Origin of the sequence: Thalassospira xiamenensis M-5 = DSM 17429, assembly GCF_000300235.2 — a bacterium.
GTDB classification, from domain to species: domain Bacteria; phylum Pseudomonadota; class Alphaproteobacteria; order Rhodospirillales; family Thalassospiraceae; genus Thalassospira; species Thalassospira xiamenensis.
Genome location: NZ_CP004388.1, coordinates 2,832,300 through 2,853,076, shown reverse-complemented (window position 1 = coordinate 2,853,076; position 20,777 = coordinate 2,832,300). Strand labels below are relative to the sequence as shown.

General features: G+C 55.0%; 24 protein-coding genes. 2 read left to right on the top strand and 22 right to left on the bottom strand.

Features of this window, described 5'->3' with window-relative positions:
• Positions 1 to 29 precede the first annotated feature (29 nt).
• Entirely contained in the window at positions 30 to 467 is a 438-nt protein-coding gene (locus tag TH3_RS13390) for a hypothetical protein (protein ID WP_007092373.1), read from the top strand.
• A 249-nt stretch (positions 468 to 716) separates the two neighbouring features.
• On the opposite strand, the gene traI is transcribed toward TH3_RS13390, so the two are convergent.
• The 13 genes from traI to TH3_RS13330 all read right to left on the bottom strand — a co-directional run bounded on the left by traI (position 717) and on the right by TH3_RS13330 (position 14,079).
• Positions 717 to 1,814, bottom strand: coding sequence for a TraI/MobA(P) family conjugative relaxase (traI, locus tag TH3_RS13385; protein ID WP_007092374.1), 1,098 nt, complete (start codon positions 1,812 to 1,814; stop codon positions 717 to 719).
• The gene (locus tag TH3_RS22435) at positions 1,811 to 2,191 is read right to left on the bottom strand and encodes a plasmid mobilization protein (protein ID WP_052268371.1); all 381 of its coding nucleotides are present in this window, start codon (positions 2,189 to 2,191) and stop codon (positions 1,811 to 1,813) included. Before TH3_RS22435 ends, traI begins: the two co-directional genes overlap by 4 nt.
• Positions 2,192 to 2,253: 62 nt before the next feature.
• Positions 2,254 to 4,410: a zincin-like metallopeptidase domain-containing protein gene (locus tag TH3_RS13375; protein WP_007092376.1), complete on the bottom strand. Its 2,157-nt coding sequence runs from the start codon at positions 4,408 to 4,410 to the stop codon at positions 2,254 to 2,256.
• A complete protein-coding gene (locus tag TH3_RS22675) occupies positions 4,403 to 4,654 on the bottom strand; it encodes a hypothetical protein (protein ID WP_007092377.1) in 252 nt (83 codons plus the stop codon). Before TH3_RS22675 ends, TH3_RS13375 begins: the two co-directional genes overlap by 8 nt.
• Positions 4,651 to 6,444, bottom strand: coding sequence for a type IV secretory system conjugative DNA transfer family protein (locus TH3_RS13370; RefSeq protein WP_007092378.1), 1,794 nt, complete (start codon positions 6,442 to 6,444; stop codon positions 4,651 to 4,653). The genes TH3_RS22675 and TH3_RS13370 overlap by 4 nt, the downstream gene beginning before the upstream one ends.
• On the bottom strand, positions 6,444 to 7,397 hold the full coding sequence (locus TH3_RS13365; RefSeq protein WP_007092379.1) for an ATPase, T2SS/T4P/T4SS family: 954 nt from the start codon (positions 7,395 to 7,397) through the stop codon (positions 6,444 to 6,446). The genes TH3_RS13370 and TH3_RS13365 overlap by 1 nt, the downstream gene beginning before the upstream one ends.
• A complete protein-coding gene (locus TH3_RS13360) occupies positions 7,394 to 9,601 on the bottom strand; it encodes a hypothetical protein (protein WP_068518349.1) in 2,208 nt (735 codons plus the stop codon). The genes TH3_RS13365 and TH3_RS13360 overlap by 4 nt, the downstream gene beginning before the upstream one ends.
• A gap of 4 nt (positions 9,602 to 9,605) precedes the next feature.
• Positions 9,606 to 10,697: a TraB/TrbI/VirB10 family type IV secretion system protein gene (locus tag TH3_RS13355; protein ID WP_040059934.1), complete on the bottom strand. Its 1,092-nt coding sequence runs from the start codon at positions 10,695 to 10,697 to the stop codon at positions 9,606 to 9,608.
• A complete protein-coding gene (locus TH3_RS13350; RefSeq protein WP_007092540.1) occupies positions 10,694 to 11,764 on the bottom strand; it encodes a TrbG/VirB9 family P-type conjugative transfer protein in 1,071 nt (356 codons plus the stop codon). The genes TH3_RS13355 and TH3_RS13350 overlap by 4 nt, the downstream gene beginning before the upstream one ends.
• Complete coding sequence (locus TH3_RS13345; protein WP_233421773.1) at positions 11,761 to 12,441, bottom strand: VirB8 family type IV secretion system protein; 681 nt, start codon at positions 12,439 to 12,441, stop codon at positions 11,761 to 11,763. The genes TH3_RS13350 and TH3_RS13345 overlap by 4 nt, the downstream gene beginning before the upstream one ends.
• A gap of 35 nt (positions 12,442 to 12,476) precedes the next feature.
• Positions 12,477 to 12,662: a hypothetical protein gene (locus tag TH3_RS13340; protein ID WP_007092542.1), complete on the bottom strand. Its 186-nt coding sequence runs from the start codon at positions 12,660 to 12,662 to the stop codon at positions 12,477 to 12,479.
• Positions 12,653 to 12,946 (bottom strand): hypothetical protein, encoded by a 294-nt coding sequence (locus tag TH3_RS13335; protein ID WP_007092543.1) that lies wholly within the window; start codon positions 12,944 to 12,946, stop codon positions 12,653 to 12,655. Before TH3_RS13335 ends, TH3_RS13340 begins: the two co-directional genes overlap by 10 nt.
• Positions 12,943 to 14,079 carry a hypothetical protein gene (locus TH3_RS13330; protein WP_233421772.1) on the bottom strand — a complete coding sequence of 379 codons (1,137 nt, stop codon included), beginning with the start codon at positions 14,077 to 14,079 and terminating at the stop codon, positions 12,943 to 12,945. Before TH3_RS13330 ends, TH3_RS13335 begins: the two co-directional genes overlap by 4 nt.
• 16 nt (positions 14,080 to 14,095) lie before the next feature.
• Here TH3_RS13330 and TH3_RS13325 point away from each other — a divergent pair, with 16 nt between their 5' ends.
• Positions 14,096 to 14,554, top strand: a complete 459-nt coding sequence (locus TH3_RS13325) for a hypothetical protein (RefSeq protein ID WP_040059932.1) — start codon at positions 14,096 to 14,098, stop codon at positions 14,552 to 14,554.
• Positions 14,555 to 14,559: 5 nt separating this feature from the next.
• On the opposite strand, the gene TH3_RS13320 is transcribed toward TH3_RS13325, so the two are convergent.
• Genes TH3_RS13320 through TH3_RS13280 form a run of 9 tightly spaced genes read right to left on the bottom strand, consistent with a single transcriptional unit; the run spans position 14,560 to position 20,368 of the window.
• Positions 14,560 to 15,411 carry a hypothetical protein gene (locus tag TH3_RS13320; RefSeq protein ID WP_007092547.1) on the bottom strand — a complete coding sequence of 284 codons (852 nt, stop codon included), beginning with the start codon at positions 15,409 to 15,411 and terminating at the stop codon, positions 14,560 to 14,562.
• A complete protein-coding gene (locus tag TH3_RS13315; RefSeq protein WP_007092546.1) occupies positions 15,408 to 15,590 on the bottom strand; it encodes a hypothetical protein in 183 nt (60 codons plus the stop codon). The genes TH3_RS13320 and TH3_RS13315 overlap by 4 nt, the downstream gene beginning before the upstream one ends.
• Positions 15,572 to 17,962, bottom strand: coding sequence for a VirB4 family type IV secretion system protein (locus TH3_RS13310; RefSeq protein ID WP_040059931.1), 2,391 nt, complete (start codon positions 17,960 to 17,962; stop codon positions 15,572 to 15,574). The genes TH3_RS13315 and TH3_RS13310 overlap by 19 nt, the downstream gene beginning before the upstream one ends.
• Positions 17,959 to 18,258, bottom strand: a complete 300-nt coding sequence (locus TH3_RS13305; RefSeq protein ID WP_040059924.1) for a hypothetical protein — start codon at positions 18,256 to 18,258, stop codon at positions 17,959 to 17,961. Before TH3_RS13305 ends, TH3_RS13310 begins: the two co-directional genes overlap by 4 nt.
• Complete coding sequence (locus TH3_RS13300; protein WP_007092580.1) at positions 18,255 to 18,569, bottom strand: TrbC/VirB2 family protein; 315 nt, start codon at positions 18,567 to 18,569, stop codon at positions 18,255 to 18,257. Before TH3_RS13300 ends, TH3_RS13305 begins: the two co-directional genes overlap by 4 nt.
• A gap of 18 nt (positions 18,570 to 18,587) precedes the next feature.
• Entirely contained in the window at positions 18,588 to 19,028 is a 441-nt protein-coding gene (locus TH3_RS13295; protein ID WP_040059921.1) for a hypothetical protein, read from the bottom strand.
• Positions 19,028 to 19,771 carry a P-loop NTPase family protein gene (locus TH3_RS13290; protein WP_040059919.1) on the bottom strand — a complete coding sequence of 248 codons (744 nt, stop codon included), beginning with the start codon at positions 19,769 to 19,771 and terminating at the stop codon, positions 19,028 to 19,030. The genes TH3_RS13295 and TH3_RS13290 overlap by 1 nt, the downstream gene beginning before the upstream one ends.
• Positions 19,758 to 19,994, bottom strand: coding sequence for a helix-turn-helix transcriptional regulator (locus tag TH3_RS13285; RefSeq protein ID WP_007092561.1), 237 nt, complete (start codon positions 19,992 to 19,994; stop codon positions 19,758 to 19,760). Before TH3_RS13285 ends, TH3_RS13290 begins: the two co-directional genes overlap by 14 nt.
• Positions 19,991 to 20,368 carry a hypothetical protein gene (locus TH3_RS13280; RefSeq protein WP_007092560.1) on the bottom strand — a complete coding sequence of 126 codons (378 nt, stop codon included), beginning with the start codon at positions 20,366 to 20,368 and terminating at the stop codon, positions 19,991 to 19,993. Before TH3_RS13280 ends, TH3_RS13285 begins: the two co-directional genes overlap by 4 nt.
• Positions 20,369 to 20,777 lie beyond the last annotated feature (409 nt).

Genomic DNA, 20,777 nt, shown 5'->3' with positions numbered 1-20,777 from the left:
CCAAAGGATGCTAAATTCTTGGAGTTAGAATGGCGTACATTGATGATGTCAAATACGCGACAGAAAACTTAATCTCACTCCTCGGAAAAGAAAAAACGCAGATAGCCGATTTGTCTGCGCAATTATCGAGTGCCGAAGCCAAGTTCGAACATTTTCATTGGGATTTCAAAACAAGCGATCTGAATGATGATTTTACAGACGCGCACGTTCAACGTGCCTTTATCAATATGGCAGAGGCTAAAAAAGATCGCGATGCAATCGATGATCAGGTTCGCGCTCTCAAGGCAATAATACGTAATCGTCAAATGGCGCTGCAATCATTGTCCGGAGCCTTGCTTCAAATCGCTAAGCAAGGAATTTCGATTGCTCATGGTGGATTGGGAGCATGCCCAGATGGGCGCATGATAGGTCAGTCGAAATTGAAAGAAGTAATCTGGCAAGCAAGAAACCAATCATTGCATTACTAAGAGGGACGGTTTCGTCAACTGGTGCTGAACCTTTTCAATCAAATGGCAATAGACTTTGGCAATCATTTATCGCTTGTAATGCACCCGACAAAAAATATGGCGGAGGATGTCGTTAAAGTACTCGGATGGCTCGAATATACGACGTTTGAAAGTGATATGTTGATACTTAAAGTTTGAGGGCAATGTGGCTTGGAAAATAGGATTATGAGGCGTCTGCATCCTTCTTCCACGCTTCACGAAGTAAGACTTCTAAGAGATTAAATTGATATTTTTTGGTCCGCGCCGAGACTGCTTTGCGCCGTATGCTGCAGTTCTCAAGAACTCCTGATGCGCTATGATTAATACTGTCGCCAGCGGATCTTGATGGGTTTCAATCAGCAGAAACATCTTCCAGCTTCGTAAGGCGCGCGACGTCAGGCTAGGCTGCCGATGCAGGGTTTTTCGGGTGTTGAGATAACGACGCCAAAGGGTCAGGGTCTTTCTGTGCCGAACGAGTGGGCGGGGCTTGTAACGACGTTTCGATTTACCCTGAGCTTTTTCTCGTCGTGCCTCAAACACCCCAAACCGTCCTTCAAGCGTATTCTTACTGCAAGATCGGTCCAACTGACTGGCCTTCATCGCTTGACCATCTGGGCTAATCAAAACCATGCCATTACCGCGCAAATTGATTGATGTGTCGTACTCGGCCAGAACCTGGTGCACGTCCTGCCAGTTCGTAGCTTTCTTTAAGCCCTCAAGTATTTGCTTACGATGTTTCAACACATGCCGCTGGAATGACTCCTGCCAAGTATGAGATTCGTAGTTGCGTGCTGCAGGTGACAGCTTGTTTGGGTCACGCTCTTTGCCATCGGTCATGCCGGGATCAATAGCGAGGCCATATTTCTTCTCCATCTCGCGCGAGACCTTTGCGAGGATCTTAAAATCGCGATGCGGCGTGACGACTTTGAGCGTTTCCGGATGCACCTTGTTAAAGGCGATATGCATGTGGAAATTATCGGTATTGATGTGTGTTCCCGCCACACGCTGATGATCTGCGTAGCCAAGTGCATTGGCATATTCGGCTTCAATAGCCATCAGATCATCTGTGGTCAGTTTATCCTGATCACCAGGCCGGAACGAAACAACAAGATGATAGGTCTTATCGGCGATATCGGGCTTTTGTCGCCGAACTGCTTCAATTTCCAGAAGGGCGAGATCGAGATCCTCGATATTTGTGCCGGCATCGCAATTGCGGATCCAGAACTGATGAAGTTTCTCGCCTTTTTCTTCGGCTGCGGCGATGTATTCGCCAAGGCGGGTGTAATTATCCGGGACGCCAGACTTCTTGCCGATCTTGGTCGCGATCATGATTTGTCCTGCTTGCGTTTGCCGGGGTGAAGCTGATCGCGGATATTGCCAATGGCCGCCTTCAAGTCTTCTTGAGTTGTTTCAATATCACGGATCAGGCCATCAAACTTTTTGAGCAGATCCGCTGACAGCGGTTCATCAAGTGCGAGTTTGAACAGGTTCCCGAGCCGTGCCTGGTCTGCGTTGACCTTGAGCAAACCCCGAATGCCTTGCCATGCGGCAAAGTCGCTTGCACTGGGCAGCTTGGTATTCATCAGAAGTCGCTTGAGCAGCTCGGAACGAGACAATCGCATTTGTTCGCAGAGTTTATCCAGGCGTCCTTTTTCCTCATCGTTGAGATAGGTTTCGATCTTTTGACGTTTGGTCGGCATGGTCATTTTTTCCGGTTTATATCGACGAAGGTGCCGGTGGCGTACATTGCGCCACCGGCATTCGGGGATCAGACGGCCAAACTGGCGGCCTGCTGCTCGCGCCCCCGTGTTCTGGCTTTGGCTTTCGGTTTGGTCATGCCGAGCTGTTCGGTGACAGAGCGTTTCAACGCCTCAATCCCGCGTTCCCGATGGATGTCGTTAAAATCGGTCAGGCCTTTGGCTTTTTCGTCATCACTCAAATCCGGACGCAGGATGTTCGCGCCGGTAAGCTCAGATGCCCGCTCGGCTCCCTTGACCCCGGCATTGATCTGTTTGGCGTGATCGTCATCGGCGGCAATTACCAGGACGCGATCCGGATGCCTTTTGTGAAGAGCCTCAGCCACGGGGGCGAGGTTGCCTGAATCGAGCGCAACCACAACGGTCAGCCCGCTGGCCATATGCAGGCTTTGGCCGGTGGAATAGCCCTCAGTAACGATTGTTGGGCCTTTTGGGTCGCCTTCTATCACATGCATCAGGCCGCGCTTCTTGCCGTCCTTGAGATACATCTTGGTGCCATCGGGATGGATGGTCTGGATGTTCTCGATAAAGCCTTTCTCATTGGTCATCGGCATCAGAAGATTGCCCGATTGATCGATCCGCAGATCGCCAGCAGGCACCTGTTTGTTTTGCAAATAGGGGTGATTGCCCGGTGCTGGTTCTGCGTTCTGGAATATCCCATAGGCCCGCTTGGCAACGGCGCGATACTGCGCGCGGAGTTCCTGTTCCAGGGCCGCCTTGCGGGCAGCGGCTTCAGCTCTGGCTTGTTCCAGTTCCTTCAGATCAACCTTGGTGCCGGTCGCGACCCATTTGACCGGATCCTGCCCGGACTTGTAATTGGTGATGTTGCCTGCCGGGAGACCTTCGAGGAACCCGCGATAGGATCCACTTTTCTGGCCTTTGCGATCTCCTTGGACCGCAACCCGATGCCATTTGCCATCCATGGTCGGCGGTCCATCGAGAATCAGGCCGTTTTCCTTCAGCGCCTCCGCAAATTCCTGCTCCGGACTGATCCTAGGCTCAGGGGTTTGGGCTTTGGTTTTCTGCCAGCGTTTGAAGGGCGCAAGCTCCATATTATCTCGTGCATACCAAGCCTTGGCCCGGCGATCCCATTTTGCGCCCAGCGCCTTGGCTTCATCCTTCTCACTAAACGGCACATTGAGATAGATGCGTTTGCGCTCGATGTTGGTGTCCTGGTTGGGAGCCTGTGACATCTCATCACTCATGGCATTTTCCTTCTGTTGTTCAACAGCCGGGTTTTGGGCGATGGTTTTGGCTTGTTCTTTGGCTTTCTCCGGGATCAAGCTTTGGCGCAGATCCGGCTCCATGATCCAGGTGCGGATGTTTTCTGCATCGCGCGCCGCAGTGAACAGCGCATTGCGGTCTTCCTTGATGGCTTTCATCCATGAACCGACATAGGCGGCGTGGCGTTCCGGATAGTGGCCAAGGCCAAGCTCGGTGGTCAGCATGTAGCTTGCGATCTCGGCACGGAGCTCTTCTTTGGCGTAGACTTCCGAGCCAAACGGCCCGAACGCGCGGGCCATGCGTGAACTATGCCCTGTTGCATGACCAAGCTCATGCAGGGCGGTGGCGTAATATTCGTATTGGCCTTTGAAGGCGGCCTGATGAGGCATGTGGATCTGATCTGTTGATGACCGATAAAACGCCCGGTCATTCTGATCATGGAAGATCGGCACATTGCCTTGCTTGAGGATCTGCTCGGCCCGTTCAACCGGGCTGAAGGTCGGCTCTGGTGCGATATAGGGTGCAAGGCCATCGATCTGTTCGGCATTAAAGACCACAGCATGAAACACCCGTGGCCGGTCCAACCGCACATCGCGGGTTTTCGCAACACCCTTTTCGTCAAGAACCGGTTTGCCAGTGTCATCGAGCACCTTCTCGCGCTCGGACCATTTCCAATATTCGATCATGGTGCCTTTTTCGCCCTTACGGACTTGCGCGTCCTGAGCTGTTGCTTGGCGGTAGGTCATCCAGCGCGGATCGGAGCGCCCGCGCATTTCAAGCCAAAGGGCATTGATGCCGCGATAGTCTTTGCCGGAAACCGGATTGAACGGGGCCATGCGGACTTTCCCCGGTTCCCATGGCTTTTGCCAGGGCGCGGTGCCTGCTTCGATATGGCCAAGCAGTTCTTCGACCACCTGATCACGATAGCTTTTCTTATCAGCCATGGTTCGAACCCTCCGCATCAGAAGTCGGGTCGATACCGTCAAAATGACTGTCGAACGCGTCATCGGCAGACAGGGCGTCTTCGGAGAATGCGCCCATGGCTTCGGCAATGTCCGGATCGACCGGCACAGGGCCAACCTGGCTTTCACTGTTGATCATCGAGGAGGCCAAGGTGAGATAGTCCTGGTCATCAAGACCGGCAGAAGTGGGGGTGTTAGTGTTGTTAGATGTGTTGGGTGACTTCATGATTTGGTTCCTTTGTGAGATGCAGAGGGCGTGGAAGAGAACGCCATTTGGGGTGGCGTCATTTTCGAACGACGAGACAGTTCGCGATCCAGGAAATAGAGCTTTTGACGGCCAAGGATGGGCGGCAGACCGGCGACAAAGATCAGCGCATCGCCGGGGACTGGTTTGCGGCCCTCGGTATCAATGATCTGCAGGCGCATGCATTCATCAGGGGTGAGAAGCGGGCGGGAGGTTTCGGCCAGATTGTCCGAGACAGACCCGAGGTCGCCCATTCGTCCAGAGCGTGACCTGCGTTTCTGAACGATGGTTGCCTTACCGGTCATGTCCGAGAGCAGCTTGGCGGTTTCGAGTTTGTTTGGCGTGAAGGCGACCCGGATCTTGCAGTTGGCCATGATCGATTCATCACGACCGTAATGCTTGAAGAGCTGTTCGGTGTTCTGGACGATGATCATCGCCTTGAGGCCATAGCCTGCCATGAAGGCGAGCGATTCCTCGAAGATCTCCAGCTTGCCGATGGAGGTGAACTCATCGAGCATCAAAAGCAGACGGTGCTTGTATCCGGCGAGCGTCTGGCCAGCCCCAAACGCCATGCGTTCCGTCAGACGACGCATAAAGAGATTGAGGATGATGCGCAGCAGGGGCCGCAAGCGATCCTTGTCTGCAGGTGAAACGACAAGGAACAATGCCATTGGCGCATCGCCATTCATCAGATCATGCAGGCGGAAGTCACTGGTCGCGGTATTGCGTGCGATGATCGGATCGGCAAAGACGGTCAGCTGCGTTTTGGCGGTTGAATGCACGCCAGAGCGTTCCTGCGGGGCCTTGATCATCATACTGTTGGCCCCGCGCCGAACTTCCTTGTTCACATGGGATTTGCCATGATCAAAGGACGCCATTTCGGCAAGAATATGCTCGAAATTATCGTCGCTTTCTTCCGCGTCGCCGTCGCCGGTAATGCCCGAGAGAAAGGTATTCACATCATCAAAACAGGCCGTACGGTGTTCATCACGCCGCACCCGATAGATGACATGAAGCAACACGACCGAAAGCCAGCCATAACCTTCCTGTCGCCAGTAATCCTTCATGCCCTGGCCATCGGGATCGATGATCATGGCTGCGATGTTCTGGCAGTCGGCGATGTCCTGTTCGGTATCAATGCGCACTTCGGCCAGCGGGTTGAAGCGGGCCGAGCCAGTGCTGGCGGAGGGCTCAAAGCGCAAGACCTTGTGCCCGATGCTGGCAAGCCAGCCGCCGGTCTTGGCAAAGTTCTCGCCCTTGATATCAAGACAAAGAATGCTTTCGCGCCAACTGAGCAGGGTGGGCAGGATCAGGCTCACGCCTTTGCCCGTGCGGGTTGGTGCCCAGACCAGAACATGCTCCGGCCCGTCATGGCGCAATTCGCGGATCCGGCCAAACCATGATGGCCAACCGCCAACAACCACGCCGTCTTTGCGAAACAGTCGTGCTTTCTTGAGGTCCTTGAGCTTTGCCCAGCGGGCGGAACCATGCAGTTCATCGCCCTTGCGGTTGCCTTTAAGCGTGCTGTTATTGGCCCGTGTGGCAAGTGCCAGAACACCAAACATGGAAAGCAATCCGGTGATGCCAATCCAAAGGGCCGGATACAGCATTTCATCGGGAAGGCCCGCCGAATGGGTGGCGGCCTCAAGCGACCATTGCCACCAGCGCAGATCAAGCGCGTCAAAGCCAACAGCCAGATGCCATTGCCAGAGAATGGCAGTGATCATGGCGAGCAGGATGAAAGGGAGAGAGAGGCGGTAAAGAGCAGTCATTATGCCACCTCCTTGCCGTCTTTGAGCACATAGCGATCATTGCGCGGTTCCCAGATATCGGTGATCCGCCGCCAGCCATCGGCGTTGCGTTTGATCTGAACGACAACATCAACCAGTTCGGCCAGAAACTCCGGCACACGGGGCATGGTCTCCCCGGCCCAGGCGATGTTCTGATCGAACTTGCGGTGAATGGCTTGCCAAGGGCTTTCGGCATGGATGGTGCACATAAATCCGGTGACCCCGGAATTAAGGGCCGCCAGTGCGGCAAAGGCGTTCTGGGTGCTGATCTCACCAAACAGAATATGGTCAGGCGTGATCCGCATCAGATGATCATAGATCTCGCGCCAGCCGACCATGCCGCTACCGGTTCCGGCCTCACGGGCCGCAATCAGGCCATTGCCATCCCAGAACTGTTCGATATGCAGCTCTGGCGTATCCTCGATGGCCAGCACACGCCGGGCCGGATCGATGGTGGCGAGCAACATGTTGAGCAGGGTGGTTTTGCCGGTATTGGTTGCCCCGCTGATGATCATGTTGGCATCACCCGCGACCTTCTCGATCAGATAATCGCGGATGGCCGGTGTCACCCCGGCCTGTTCCCAGGTCGGGGTGAAAGGATGTTTGCAGCGGATCGCGAGGCTGAGGTGTGATCGCACCGATGCACCGACGAGGATCTCGCAACGATGATTGCCCGGCAAAACGCAGGAGAGTTTTGGATTGTCATCGGGATTGAACTTGAGACCACGCTGGTTGGCGAGGCTGATGGCGATCCGCTCTATGGCGGCCAGTGTAAGAGCAGGGTCTTCGATCTCGCGCTTGCCTTCCCCGCGCCGTTCAGTCACGACGCGGTGAGGGCGGTTCATGCGGATTTCGACGGTTGAGAGATCGCCGTAATAGGTGGCCAGAGGCCCAAGGATCTTTTCAAACAGCGGATTGGGGGAAAGGGCGTTCATTGCAGCCACCCCCAATTCCCAAGGCAGGCGGATTTCACGCCATTTGTGTGAGAAGGGTAAGACCAGCCAGAAGAGGGAAATCCGACGCGGACATAGCCTTGGAAACTTCCGTCGGCATCTGATCCGCCAGTGTAATATTTGGCTTTGACCGGGGAATAGGCATTGTACGTCGTGCAGGTGTTAGAGGCCGTGCCGATAACCTCACCATCTTCACGAATGGTCTTGCGTGTTCCGACTGAGCTTGTACTGGTGCAGTGATAAGCAGCGTCATAAACGTGCGCATAGTTTTCAAACACACCACATGGACCGCTGGATTTGTTCGAAGAAACCGGGTTTTCAAACCGTCCATGCGTTACAGCAGCCCACGTAAATTCATTGTAGCATTTGTTCCCAAGACTGAGCGGGTCGGCTTCACCAATGACGACTTTGTGCACCGAGCCGTCCGGGCGGTCATAGGATTGCACCAAGTCCCGAGCATCAAACCGGGTGCAGCCTTCATAAAAATGCTCGCCGTTTGTTGCAGGCGCTTCGCCTGAATAGACATAGACAGTCTGCGGTTCGCCCGGCAGAACTTCGCTGGTCTTGATGTTGAAGCGTCCCCTTGGGGTGCTTTCGATATAGACCGTAGTCAGGCGATAGGCGAACAACTGGTCATCATGGTTTTGCCAGCCGGTGGTCTCGACATGATGCGGGTAGGCAACCTCGCTATCCTGACATTCGGTGACATATTTCGGAATGCTATCTAGCAGGTAGTAAAACCGCTCGCGACCATAACTGGTGCCAGCCGCCAGATCATGGTTCCAGAGTGAAGGATTGTCACAGCCATCAATCGTCGATTGGATGGCAATATTGGTGCTGTCGGGTTTGCATTCGGTGATGAATTGCTCAACCCCGTTGACCACGATCTGTTTGCGGCTTTGGCGGGTGACTGTTCCTGCCGCCTGATTAATGATCGGTGCGCAGACTTCCTGACCGGCAGGGTTCTTGTAAACCGTTTCGTGGGGGTATTCGGTGCCATTATCCGAACAGGCATCGGCCTGCCAGGTGGTGCCGTTCAGCTCATAAATATGGCGACCGGTTTGATAGGATCGACCAGCGGCAAAATCATGCCGGATTGAGCAGCCATCGGCTACCGAGACAAGTGGAACCGCCGCAATTTCTTCGGACGGTTCGCAGCTTCTGACCTGGACTTCATTGTTGCTCGCATTGACATAGACAAGGGATGCCTGTGGGACAGCCATCATCTCGTTATAATCAAGATAGACCGAGCAGGCCGAGGTCTTCTCTGTGATGTCAAAGACGTTGTCTTCATCCTTCAGGCAATCCGTGACTTCCTGACGGTTGCCGCCGCCATCGGTGTAAAAAAGCAGATACTGTGCGGTTGCCTGACGTGTTTCCATGTCGATGGTATCGCCGCAAACTGAATAGCTGCGGTCCAGCGGATAGCGATCTGCACCATCTTCGCAGGCCCCTGCGCTTACATTGCCGTCTTCGGTGGTTTCAACCCGGCTTTGCTGGACAGCAACAAGCTGTGCCAGATCCACCCGGATGTTGCAGCCTTCGGTCGTGACACGCACCGTCGGTGTGCTGGTATCTTCGTCCACATCAAGGGCTGATGGTGTCGAATAACCGGCAGCATCGGCATTCTTGGAAGCATTCGATCCGACAGTGTTTGAGGCACCGGTATCAGCTTCAGCGCTTTCGGTTTCCTTTTCTTCCTTGTCGTCCTCTTCCTCGACATCATTCAAGCGCTGCAGAGCGGCAAGCAGCGTTTCCTGATCACCCTCGATGGTGACAGTAGACGCCGGATCAAGCTCGGGGCTGTCCATATTGAACTGGGCGACAAAATCGTTTGAATCGAGTGGTTCCGATTTGCCGTCTTTTTCAACACCGGTCAGAACCAGTTGCGCGATAAGGCTGTCTTCGTAATTGACATAGCGGGCATATGCCTTGGCCGTTACGCCCTCGGTCAGTTTGGGCGGCGCACCGGGCACATCGACCAGACCGAGATCAATCGCCATCGGTTCGTTTTCCGAGACGGCGGTGCGGGTTTTGGTGCGGGTGACGATATTGACCTTGCGCACCATTTCCTCGATGCCGGGCTCGGCCTGAGAGGATGTTGTTTCTTGCTGTGCCAACTGAGCCAGTGCTGGGGAAACCAGACAGGATGACAGGAGCAAACACCAAAGCGTTCGTTTGTTCATGCTTCTACTCCACATTTGCAATGTACCAGTCCGTTGCCGGACGGATCTGAAGGCGGGTGCCTTGCGGGATGGTGATGATGGGTTGCAGTGAAAGCGTCTCTTCAAGGACGCTGGCGCTGATCTCGCCAAAGCGGGTCGAGAGTTCTTCGGCTGCTTTTTCAGCCGCCGCAGTTGCGACTTCGCCGTCGCTTTCTTCGGATTTTGTTGAGGCCGCGGCATAGCGCACAGCCGTCGAAATGCCGGTCAGCATGAAGGCGGTGCCATAGCGTTCCCAGAAACGGCGGTCCACTTCGCCAGCAGCCCCTTGGCGGCCTTGAATGTCTCCGATGGGGGAGGCGAGCTGGCGGATTTCGGCACGGTGTCCGGCAATCAGGATCCGTTCACAGGCAATCGACAGGCGCGAGCTGCCCATGTCCTTGGGTGGATCATAATTGCAGATCAGTCGGGACCCTTTGGGGATCAGAACATTGCGCCCGTGATAGCCATAAACATCACGCGCCGACTGGACGATGACGGTTCCAGTTGCATCACTGCCAACCTGACTGTTAATCCCGGTTTCAAGGATCACGGTGATATAGCGGTCCGCCGTAATGATCCGGCTGTTATCGACCGGAAGCGTGGACGTCCGGCGCGGACCTTCATAATCGGCTTTCTCGTTATCACTGACCGGCAGATCGAGCGGATCAAGTGCAGAAGGGGTTGCCATACCAGGCAGGACAGCATGGCCCGAAGCCTCGGCCATGTCAGCAGACTGCCAGGCTGGAGAACCCCAGTCTGACGACAAGGAAACGCGATGTTGCCAGGCAGCCTCCAATGCCATGCGATAGGGATCCGGCGCGGGCGGTTCAGGAACAGGTTCAGGTTGCGGCAGAGGCTCGGGAGCCGGGGCTGGCTCTGGTTCCGGTTTGGCTTCCTTGATGATGATCGGCGGCATAGTTGGGGCAGGGGCAGCTGGTGCTGGTGGTGGCGGGGCTGGAAGGGCCCAGACTGATGGATCATCAGCTGGAAGGGTTGGCGGTTCATTGACGACCGGTTCGGCACATACACCCCCAAAGGTCAGGCCCAGCACCAGTGCAACATCACAAAATGCACTCATGCGCCTTCCCCGGTATATTCAATACAGAGGAAGCTCTTGCCGCTTTTGAGCGTGATCAGCGGACGGGTGCTTTCGATGATGTAGGTCTCACCCTGCACACGGGTATTGACCAGCTCATCTATGCCATCGACCACCACATAGGCAGTCGGCAGTTCGATATCCTTCCAGCGCTTGCCAAAGCGGATATAGGTGAAGTGGTCATCCCGAAATACTGTCTCCGGGCGCAGTGTTTCATCGCCCCAGAGATCATACTCACCCCACCCATGCAGGGCGTTCGGGTCAAACGGGGATTGCGCGACAAAGTCGCCTTCAGGCGTGCCCGGATTGGAGTCACTCAGTCCGGCAATCGCAGTATCGATAGCGGCAAACTTGTTGCCAAGCCCTGGAACAGACATCGCCGGAAGGCTGGCTTTACCGTTGTCGTCAAAGCCAGCAACCGCCGGATCGCTTTCGATTTGAACGGATCCTTCAATCCGCACGATCAGATCGGGCACATTGACCGAGTTGAAGCTCTCGGCCCTTAGATAAAACGGATAAACAGCACCTGATTTGCCATAGACGACAAGTGAGGTGTCATAACCGTATCCGCTGGGGCGCACCGCCAAACGACGTTCACCGCGTGGTTTGACAGAAAACCCGCCATCATCCCCCAGATCGACAGCTTCGATGATCTCACCGCGCGGCAGTTCAAGCACAGTGACCATGAACTCGCGGGTGCGGATCTTGTAAGTGCAATCATTACACAGATCGGTCGCATAAACCGCGTCACTCGGGTCTGCATCATCCCAGACATCCTGAACCTGGCCGCTGGTACGCGGACGGCTCATTGCGTTGAAGTAGCCCTCATTCTGATCGCGGGCCTGATCGACCACGCTCTCGGGCACCGGCATGGTTGGTGCGGATTGTTGCGGGGTGATTTGCGCACCAGAAAACGGTTGTTGCGATTGCCCCGGCATAGGTGGGCGTGCGGCGGTCTGCGCATTGGCCTGCTTATAGCCAAGAATGAGGACCGCCAGAATGAGGCTGCCAAAGACGAGATGGAAAACAAGATTGGTCAGGCGTTTCATGACGCGCCTCTTTCTCTAAGCACCATGTCGAGCACGGTGACGCCAAAAGGATTGGTGTATTTGTCAGCTTCGGAGACGTTTTGCGGACGGGTGGCCAGCGTCAGGTAGGCGCGCAAGTTTTTGCGCGAGATCTCTTTGCCGCGACGGTGGTCGATCTGGATGAAATCGACCGCGTATTTATGGTCTGACGACAAGGTGGCGATGGGATCGATGGAGACGATCCGCACTTCGCGCTCGATGCCTTTTTCAAGAGCTTCGGTGATCAGGCCGCTATCGATCCGCTCGCGTTTGAAGCGTTCCCAGAAGCTGGCATCAGAAAGTCTTGATGCTTCGCGCTGGCGTTCTTGCTGTGTGACCGGATCAATCTCGTTGGTGATGAGAACAAAACGTTTGGCCTGGGCTTCAAGAAAGACTTCAAAGCCTTCGACCTTCTTGCTGACAGGTTCGACAACGTAGGTGCGATCATCGGGGCCATAGGTCCGGACCAGGGCAATCTCGGTTTCCTTGAGCGGTACGAGATGCGCAACGGTTTGCACCAGAACGACCACACCTGCACCAAGCACAATGTTGGTTCCGGCAGACAGGCGCAGCATCCAGGCGAGCCTGCGATGGCTGGCCTGAAAGCTGAACGGATCTGCAGCAACTGTGGCTTTGTGCGTTGAGGTGGTTTTGATCATCGACTTGCGCCCGTTATCGCGTTTGCCGATACGCCCTAGCCAAGCCATGAGAAGCCCTCGCCATTGAACTCAACCGGATTGCAGACGCACGGGCTGAGTTTCATTTCATCGGTTCCGGTTCCGTCTTTGGGGATCTCGCGGTCCTTTGAAACGGAGACACAGCCGGAGAGGAAAACGACGAGGCAAAGAATTGGGACGAAATGTTTGGGGATCAGGCGCATGGCTGCGATCCTTTCTGATTGGTAGCGGTTTTGGGGGAAGAGGCACCAAGCCCGAATGCAAGTCGGGCAAGGGCAAGGACGAATGAAAGCGCGATCCAGATATGAACGGCACTGCGCATCAGCCCGGCGAGCTGGGCGGCATCAACTTCGCGAAGTGCCATGACGAAGACGATCAGGCTTTCGGGCGAAAACATGCCGGTCAGAACCATTAGCCAGAGCGCAACGAGCGGAAAAATTACGAAGGTCAGAGTGACATCACGCAGGAATTTCTTGAGCCGGTTCATGGCTTGCCTCCCCGATCAAAGGTCGGTGTCTTGAGGCGTTCCATGACGGCATTCTTGGCGGCAACGAGACTATCTTTGGCAGCCCCTGCCGCTCCAACCGGATTGCGGGCGGCTCCCGCACCCAGCAGAGCAGCATCAAGTGCGGCTGAGGCTCCACCCGGTGCGTATTTCTTGGCAGCATTGACAAGGGAAAGACCGGTTGCGGTCATGCCAGCGGTAATGACGGCTGCGGCCTGATTGGTGAGTTGGGATCCGGCAATCGAGTTGGCCATGCCGGTTGCCTCGGCCATAAAGGCTGTACCCATCCAGCCAAGAACAATCGCAACCCATAGGCCCGGATTGTCGATTGATGTGATCTCGCGAACATTCTCGGTATTCTGGATATCAAGCGATGCTGCACCATAGAGACACAGTGCGAGTGCAAGCGTTGAGCCGAACAGCACCATAAAAGCGGCAAAGACAGTTCGAACCCCGGTGATTGCCATGCCGCGTCCCCAACCAAACCCGACGGCAAGCATCAGGATTGGAGAGAGGGCCGAGAACATCATCACGCGGAAGATGCTGACAACAACCTGGCTGAAATAAACAATGATCAGGATGATGTAGGGCAGGGCAAGCAGGACGCCGTAGACCCCGGCCATCAGATTGCCGAGCGAGATCGATGCCCATATCTCAAAGGCGATGCGAAGTACGCTCATCAAGCCTTGTTCGGCGACATAGACCAACTGAGCCATGCCACCAAGAGACGTGGCTTCACTCGGTATCGTCGCGGCTGTAATGCCACCTTCCATACCGGCAGACAGAACGACGCCAGCAGCACTACCCATCGTTGATAAAGCCATCTGATAGATGGAATTTACGAGAGTGGGCCCTTGCCCGCCGAGCAGCAGACCAGCTATAATGATGAACGCGAATTCATGAGCGAATCCAACCAGATCGCCCTTGCCCATGATCATCTTGCCGCCATGAATGACGATCCATAGACCAACGACGGAGAGATAAATGAACCACATGGGTTCGAGCAGCACGGTGCTCAGATTCTGGGTGAAACTGTTTGCCAGATCGACATACTCCGTCACCACGTCACATGTCAGGCACATCAGTTCAGTGCTTGTGTTCGTTCTACCGCTCATAGGGGTGTTGTCCTTCTTGCCAAGTGTGACAGCGCAGGCAAATTCGCTTGGCGTTGCGCTGAACAAAGGCGATTACTTGGATTGGGATTATTCGGTGTCCGTTTGGACCGATCTCCAGACGGGTAGCGAGTTCGACAAGGAATGGGATCAAGTGATGCCAGCCTACGAGAACCATCAGGATCTGATCGCAGGCACTCGCGAGGAGGTTTTGCAGAAGCTTGCTAATCACCCGCAGGGTGATTTGATCAAACGCGGTCATGACCTGCGTCTGGTTTACGACGTTTGGAAAGATGCCTACCGTTCGATCCTGCCACCAGGTGCGAAGGCGCAGCCATGGAACCAGCTTACTGGCTGGAACTGCACCTATGTTAAGAGGCGCAACATCTTCACCGGTGGCTGCAATGACATGCCTGACTGGCGTACCGAAGCTGATATCAAGCACCACAATGCGTTCATCGCCAGAGGCGGAAAGTAAGCCGATCATTCTGCTGCCTCCGCATCTTCGCGCTGCTGGGGCGGCAGGTATTGCAGCAGCATGGTCGACTGGATTTTGACCAGCTGCGCCATGAGTTGCTGTTGTTGAACTTGCTGGCGGTTTGACATCGCCATCCATTTGGCAATTGCCATCAGAAGGCGCTTCATATCCGCCGCACCGTTGGTTCCAGCCTCAAGTTCTTCAATGGCTTGTTGAATTTCTTCTGCGCTTTGAACAGTCAGATCGCTCTGGGCCAATCCGGTTGTGACGGCATCTTTGGCCAGTTCTTCGCGTCTTGCTTCGACCATGGCACGGGCTTGTTGCTGGGCCTGCCATTTGGCCTTGTTGACGGGATGATCGGGATTGGACCAGACACCGCTGCCGGAACCTGAGCCATTGTTGCTGCCAGCAAACTCGCTGCCTTCCGGGAAAGTCCAGGTCGAAGGATCGTTCGGATCAAACCAAAGCGACTTGCGATAGATGCTGCGACCCTCGCAGATGCTAAAGAAGTCGAGATCATCGAGATTCATGCCCGGCATCAGACCAGACAGATCTGGCGTCAGACATTGAATGTCGCGCATGATCCGGTTGGTGAGCTTTTGCATATTCAGCACGGGCAGGGTGATCTGCCCCATGGCCCCGATGGCATCAATCGTGCCTTGAGCTTGGGCGCTCAATTTGGTCAGCCATTCAGTATGTTGCTTGAGCTGATCAATCTGCTTTTGCATCTTGCTGAGCTGTTCACCCAACTTCGCAATGGCAGACACATCGATCACCGGATAGGTCGCATAGGCAATGGCCGGGGTCGCCAGAACAATCCCGAACGCAAGAGCGACAGAACGAAGACGCCTGTTCATGATCGATCTCCTGCCAGAAGAAGAACAAGCATGACGATCAGGACAACACTGGTTGCGAGCGGCCAATGCATCATCGCAAGTATGCCGACAGCACCAACGAGGCTGGTTACAGCCATCATTAAAATGGATTGTTTGATCATGTCCGGGTGATCGCAGTTGCTTACAGATGGCTTGGCCATGCTTCCCCCCATTTGCGTTGAATGGTGGCTAGATCGTTGTTGGCATCCGGCCCGGAACGGTAGAACCGCGCAGCATCGCCAAGCGGTGTCAGATCGACATCAAGAATGGCGCTTTCCTCAAAGCCGCTGGCCTCATCGCGCTTGATGATCAGAACCCGCCGATCATTCTTCTTGCGTGATCGCGTGCGGCCCTGGACAAACAGCTTTTGCTCTTCATTGAGATTGAACGGTTTGAGGCTTTCTTCCGTGACCTTGGAGTTCGGGAAGAAGATCATGGTGGCGGTGTTCTCGATGATCGCTTCAGCGGCACCGGTTTTGCCCAGACCTGCCGGATCCTGAAACGCCATGCCAACCGCACCGCCAAGCTTGCGATATTCGCGATACATCTCAGCCCCGAGATCTCGGAAACCGGGGTTGGAAAGCAGTTTGGCCGCTTCATCAATGAAGATGACAAAGCCACCATTACGCCCGGCAACCGATTTACTGATCGCTTCAGAGATATGACCAACCACCGGCCCGCCAAGTGCCGGATCGGCCAGGGCCTCGTTCATGTTGATGCCAACCATGTGCGACTGGTTCAGAAGGCCGCCGAGGCTGTCATGCGGGGCGTTGAAAATGTGGCTCCGAAGACCTGTATTGCCCTTGTCATCCGTCACCCACTGCGCAAAGGCGCGGCGAAGGGCGGAGCGACGGGCAAAGGCAAAGGGATAGATGGCGTTTAATGTGCGATGAGGTGGTTCAATCTGGAATGCCAGATCGACGGCATGATTAAGCGCATCGATGTCACCATCTTCGAGATCAATACCGGCCAGCGATTTGAGGATCGCATAAACACGTTCGCGGTTCTTTGGTGTGTCGTCCCCGACATCGAGCGGGTTAAGCGATAGGCCGTCATAGGCTTGATAAAGACCGCCCATGGCTTCAACCATGAAGCGTGTGCCTTCCTTGGAATCAAAGATGTAGGACCGCACATTCTCAAACTTCGCAAGCCCCCCCATCAGATGCATGATCAGGGTGGATTTACCGACCCCGGAAGGCGCAAAGACCAGAAAGTTGCCGAGCGAGAACGGCTTGTTGACCACCTGAAACTGGAATGCATAGGACTGGCCAGTAGGTGTTTTAAACCAGCGCACTGGTGCCGGGCCAAACTGGCTGGCCAACATACCGGTTGCGGAATGCGGCAAAGCCCAAAGGGCTGCAATGTTCTGATCACGCAGATCCAGCGGGGCCATAAACTGACTGCCAGGCAGTCTGATCTTGCGTTTGGAGACGACAGGTAAGCGGTTAAACCAGCAGACTGGTGCGCCCTTGGTTTGCACGGCATAGCCGATCCGCTTGTTGCCAAGGATCTCTGTGATCTCGCGGATCAGACTGTTGAGTTTTTCCTCGGTTTCTGCGCGTGGAATGATCTGAAACTGCGTGGCGAAAAGGGCCGTTTTACCTTCGGCCAGAAGATCCAGAAGCGTTGAGACTTCTGCTGCTGCCGCTGGATTGCCAAACCAGGAATTAGATTCACCCGCCATGCGGCGCTTATTGACCAGCATCGCCTGATCACTGCCCCACGGATCACAGATCTGGCAGATCTCGATATCACCCTGCAGAGCGAGGATCTCGCCGATCAGATGGCCCGACACTGTTTCCGGCCAGAGTGTAACCGTGATGACCTTGTGAAACTTGCGGGCCGGAACATGTGTGGTGATGGTGCCGGTCACCTTGTCGCAATGAAGATCAGATGCCGGAAGGTTCGCAGACAGGTTGTGACTGGTTGCAGGAAGGTCACGGCGATAATCGCCGCTGACCAATCCATTGAGAAACCCGGTAAGGAGACAAGGCTGATTGTCATCAGAGCGCACAAGAAGCTCTGGACGATATTCCGAGAGGATAGCAGGGATTTTCTCTTCGGCATCCAGCAAGGGCTGCATGTTCTGAGCCGTTGCCATTAGATACCAGTCGATAAAGTAGCTTGATTTATATTGTCGTGCTTCTGCCGTGCCGATTTCATCAAGCACGCTATTGGGCCACTTCGCATGAGCGGCAATCTCACGCTGGCGTTTGATTGCGAACAACCGAACAGTGACTGACCGTTTGCCGAGTTCCTGAAGCAGAGACTGACGACCGAGCAACAAGGTTTGTTGTTCGCTCTCGATACGGGCGTCATAGCTGGTTCCTTGCAGGTACCAGATACGCGACAGCGAGCCGTCTTTGCCGCGCACCGTGACGCCATCGACCGGATCAATCCCGTCGAGTTCCAACTCGTCCTGCAGCCAGTCTTGCTCAATATCGCCAAGCAGAAGGCGACGCCCTGCCGGAATGACCAGCCCCCCGGCCATACCGGTCACAAGGCCGGTGGTGATCACATCGGTCCAAATCATTTGCGTCCTCCCGTGGTCAGGAGGCGCTCACCCTTACGGCTGCCCCAAAACATCGGGGTCACCAGCAGGTCGCGGTCATAGTTCGGATTGATCCGCTGATGTTTGACGAGATAGACCCATGCACCGACAAAGCCCACGATCCCGCCCGGAATGACCAGGGCAGGAAAATCGAACACGACGGGCAGGACAAAACCCAAAACGCCAGCAAGACCGGCAACAAGCAGAAGCGGGATCGGCAGACCGATCAGCGTCATCTGGCGCTGGACCTGAATGAGAACAGCACTGGCGGCTTTCATTTGAGAACCCCCAGAAGACCCGAAGCTATGGCCGGTCCTGCAGTGACCAGAATGCCACCAATCACCATCATGATGCCGCGCTGCGGATCGAGCCTGCCGGTGAAAGCGCCCCAACCGCCATAGACGACCAAACCAAGACCCAGGGCGATGGCGAAGATCTTGCCAAAGCCTTCCGCCAAGAGTTCGAGGAAGGAGACAACCGGATCCCACCAGTTGCCACCTGCAGTGTCTTGTGCAAAAGCCGGTTCGGTCATTGCCAATGTGGCAAGTCCTGCAATGACTGCGATTTTGAGTAGGCTGCGTTTATCCATGTTCTGTTTTCCTTGTCGTCAGATCGTCAAAACGGTGAGGACGCCCAGCGTGAAGACGACGGCGACCAGATTGAGAGCGGTGAGGAGGGAGATCAGCTTGACCATCTTGCGAAAGCGGTCCTGGGCCGTGTCGGCAAGGCGGGCAGCTTCCTGCATGGCAGACAGACGTTCCCGCACGGCATCGGTCAGGGCTTCGTTCTTGAAGTCCTCAATGGCGGCAGTGACATCGTTGGTGAAGGTTTCTGCCTGTGCCTGGATGATCCCGGACAGGGTCCGGTTATGCTGATCAATCAGGCGGCGATGCTCGTCGAGCACGACCTTGTGGATGGTGTAGATCATGAGTACCGGGTCACCGTCTTCGACGGTGACCCGATGAACTTTCCACAAATGGGTGCGCAGCTCTTCGATGCTGTCCATGGTCAGGGGCGGCGGCGGAGCCTCGTCAAGAACGCTGGTCATCACAGCACCGCCTGTTCCATCGAGGCCCCAATGCTGCGCCAAGTCATCATCAGGCGCTGGCGAGACATCAGGGGAAAGTCGGCATGTTTGCCAGCTTCATCGAAGGTCAGGCGGGCACGCATCATCTGCTCGATATCATGGCCAAAGGTTTCTTTGCGAACCTCGGGTAGGCGCACCAGGGCATGAATGCGCGACTTGTTCTTTTTATAAAGCCCGGAATGCTCGAAGCTCTCGACTTCGCCCGATCCGTTCTTGCGTTCGATCCGCCCGAAATACTCATTCAGCCAAACGACAACGGGAATATCGGGAACGCTCTGCAGAACCTGATGGAGACCCTGCATCGTGTCATTCAGCGCCTGCCCACCGGTAAGCACGGTATGGAGGCGAACCTCATGACCAGCATCGGCAAGCATTTGCAGCGCTTGTGCTTCCACCATGTAGCCAAGCAGCGGCAAGAAGGTGCTAGCACCATTATCGATCACGACAACACCGTCTTCCGGGCCGGTCATGATCTGTTCGATCAGGGCATCGAAATAACGCGGGTTGATCTCGTCAGGACGTTCGCCGAGGCGAATGGTTTCGACAGGGAACGCTTTGTATCCGGCAAAGGTCTGATTAACCGGATCGGTGTCGTAGCAATGAAGCGGGGTGTCGCGTTTGAGGTAGTGCTGCGCAAGAAGGCTTGCGACAAACGACTTGCCGACCCCGCCCTTGCCCTGAAGGGTAAGATTAATCAACGCCATCGGCGATAACTCCATCTGAAATGATAATTTTGATGCCCAGCACAGTGGCGAGGCGGAACACGTGGGCTGCAGACAGATCCGTCCTGCCAGCCTCAAAATCTCGATAGGTGCGTTCGCACACGCCTATGCATTCACCTGCACCAGCTTGGGTGAGGTGTTGGCTCTCGCGGGCTTGCCGCAGGCGGGTGTGAAGGGTGAGGTAGTCGGATTGCCAGGAGCTCATTGCGATGCCTCCGTCTCGTCGGAGGCATCGTCTTCTGGGTCATCCCCGCCCCACAAGCGATCCAACGCCGCCTGTTCTTTCGCCTTGAGCGTTGGCAAATAACTGGCGGCTTGAGTGTTGCTTGGCGGTAGGGTGGGGGGAGTGGCAGAGGATTGGCTGGGTGCTTTTGTAGGCACTCCGGTTTTTGTTGCGGTACGCCCAGAACGCAGTTGTTTAACCCGGTCATAGAACGACCGGCGGGACATCGTGATACGTCCCGAAGCACTCAGTTCTTCGTAGATTGTTCGGACCAGAACGCCTTGCTCAATCTTGCCGAGAATTTCATCTCGCAAAGCAAGGATTTCGATCTTGGCCTGACCCCATTCTGCGGGCATTAGCGCGCTCCTTGTCATAAGCGTTAACCACTTGACAAGGATCGGAAATGTATGGTCTCAATTCTGTGTCGAGGGTGCAGACAGCGTCTGTCTCTCGATCATCAGAATTGGGCAACAATGAGTGCCCCCGCAACCACTTTTGTTATAACTCGCTCCTGTGCGAGATATAACAGTGCTCTAGATTAAAACACCCTGCTCGGTGAAAGTCGAGCGGGGTGTTTTGTTTCATAGGTTACGGTTTACGAGTTGCGAATTTTATTTGCTTTAGGGATGGTTGCCTCAATTCGGGGCTATATTGATCGGTAGCTCTACTGTTCACGTAACGAAATTGATCGTAAAGATAGAGATGCGCTCTCGCTTTGAGATATAGCGACCGTCTTTAGCCTGAACTTACTGATATCCCAAACGT

What these genes read in the sequence shown, in the direction of transcription:
- TH3_RS13390 (WP_007092373.1), top strand. Translation starts at nt 30, where the DNA reads ATGGCGTACATTGATGATGTCAAATACGCGACAGAAAACTTAATCTCA.
- traI (WP_007092374.1), bottom strand. Translation starts at nt 1,814, where the DNA reads ATGATCGCGACCAAGATCGGCAAGAAGTCTGGCGTCCCGGATAATTAC.
- TH3_RS22435 (WP_052268371.1), bottom strand. Translation starts at nt 2,191, where the DNA reads ATGACCATGCCGACCAAACGTCAAAAGATCGAAACCTATCTCAACGAT.
- TH3_RS13375 (WP_007092376.1), bottom strand. Translation starts at nt 4,410, where the DNA reads ATGGCTGATAAGAAAAGCTATCGTGATCAGGTGGTCGAAGAACTGCTT.
- TH3_RS22675 (WP_007092377.1), bottom strand. Translation starts at nt 4,654, where the DNA reads ATGAAGTCACCCAACACATCTAACAACACTAACACCCCCACTTCTGCC.
- TH3_RS13370 (WP_007092378.1), bottom strand. Translation starts at nt 6,444, where the DNA reads ATGACTGCTCTTTACCGCCTCTCTCTCCCTTTCATCCTGCTCGCCATG.
- TH3_RS13365 (WP_007092379.1), bottom strand. Translation starts at nt 7,397, where the DNA reads ATGAACGCCCTTTCCCCCAATCCGCTGTTTGAAAAGATCCTTGGGCCT.
- TH3_RS13360 (WP_068518349.1), bottom strand. Translation starts at nt 9,601, where the DNA reads ATGAACAAACGAACGCTTTGGTGTTTGCTCCTGTCATCCTGTCTGGTT.
- TH3_RS13355 (WP_040059934.1), bottom strand. Translation starts at nt 10,697, where the DNA reads ATGAGTGCATTTTGTGATGTTGCACTGGTGCTGGGCCTGACCTTTGGG.
- TH3_RS13350 (WP_007092540.1), bottom strand. Translation starts at nt 11,764, where the DNA reads ATGAAACGCCTGACCAATCTTGTTTTCCATCTCGTCTTTGGCAGCCTC.
- TH3_RS13345 (WP_233421773.1), bottom strand. Translation starts at nt 12,441, where the DNA reads ATGATCAAAACCACCTCAACGCACAAAGCCACAGTTGCTGCAGATCCG.
- TH3_RS13340 (WP_007092542.1), bottom strand. Translation starts at nt 12,662, where the DNA reads ATGCGCCTGATCCCCAAACATTTCGTCCCAATTCTTTGCCTCGTCGTT.
- TH3_RS13335 (WP_007092543.1), bottom strand. Translation starts at nt 12,946, where the DNA reads ATGAACCGGCTCAAGAAATTCCTGCGTGATGTCACTCTGACCTTCGTA.
- TH3_RS13330 (WP_233421772.1), bottom strand. Translation starts at nt 14,079, where the DNA reads ATGAGCGGTAGAACGAACACAAGCACTGAACTGATGTGCCTGACATGT.
- TH3_RS13320 (WP_007092547.1), bottom strand. Translation starts at nt 15,411, where the DNA reads ATGAACAGGCGTCTTCGTTCTGTCGCTCTTGCGTTCGGGATTGTTCTG.
- TH3_RS13315 (WP_007092546.1), bottom strand. Translation starts at nt 15,590, where the DNA reads ATGGCCAAGCCATCTGTAAGCAACTGCGATCACCCGGACATGATCAAA.
- TH3_RS13310 (WP_040059931.1), bottom strand. Translation starts at nt 17,962, where the DNA reads ATGATTTGGACCGATGTGATCACCACCGGCCTTGTGACCGGTATGGCC.
- TH3_RS13305 (WP_040059924.1), bottom strand. Translation starts at nt 18,258, where the DNA reads ATGAAAGCCGCCAGTGCTGTTCTCATTCAGGTCCAGCGCCAGATGACG.
- TH3_RS13300 (WP_007092580.1), bottom strand. Translation starts at nt 18,569, where the DNA reads ATGGATAAACGCAGCCTACTCAAAATCGCAGTCATTGCAGGACTTGCC.
- TH3_RS13295 (WP_040059921.1), bottom strand. Translation starts at nt 19,028, where the DNA reads ATGACCAGCGTTCTTGACGAGGCTCCGCCGCCGCCCCTGACCATGGAC.
- TH3_RS13290 (WP_040059919.1), bottom strand. Translation starts at nt 19,771, where the DNA reads ATGGCGTTGATTAATCTTACCCTTCAGGGCAAGGGCGGGGTCGGCAAG.
- TH3_RS13285 (WP_007092561.1), bottom strand. Translation starts at nt 19,994, where the DNA reads ATGAGCTCCTGGCAATCCGACTACCTCACCCTTCACACCCGCCTGCGG.
- TH3_RS13280 (WP_007092560.1), bottom strand. Translation starts at nt 20,368, where the DNA reads ATGCCCGCAGAATGGGGTCAGGCCAAGATCGAAATCCTTGCTTTGCGA.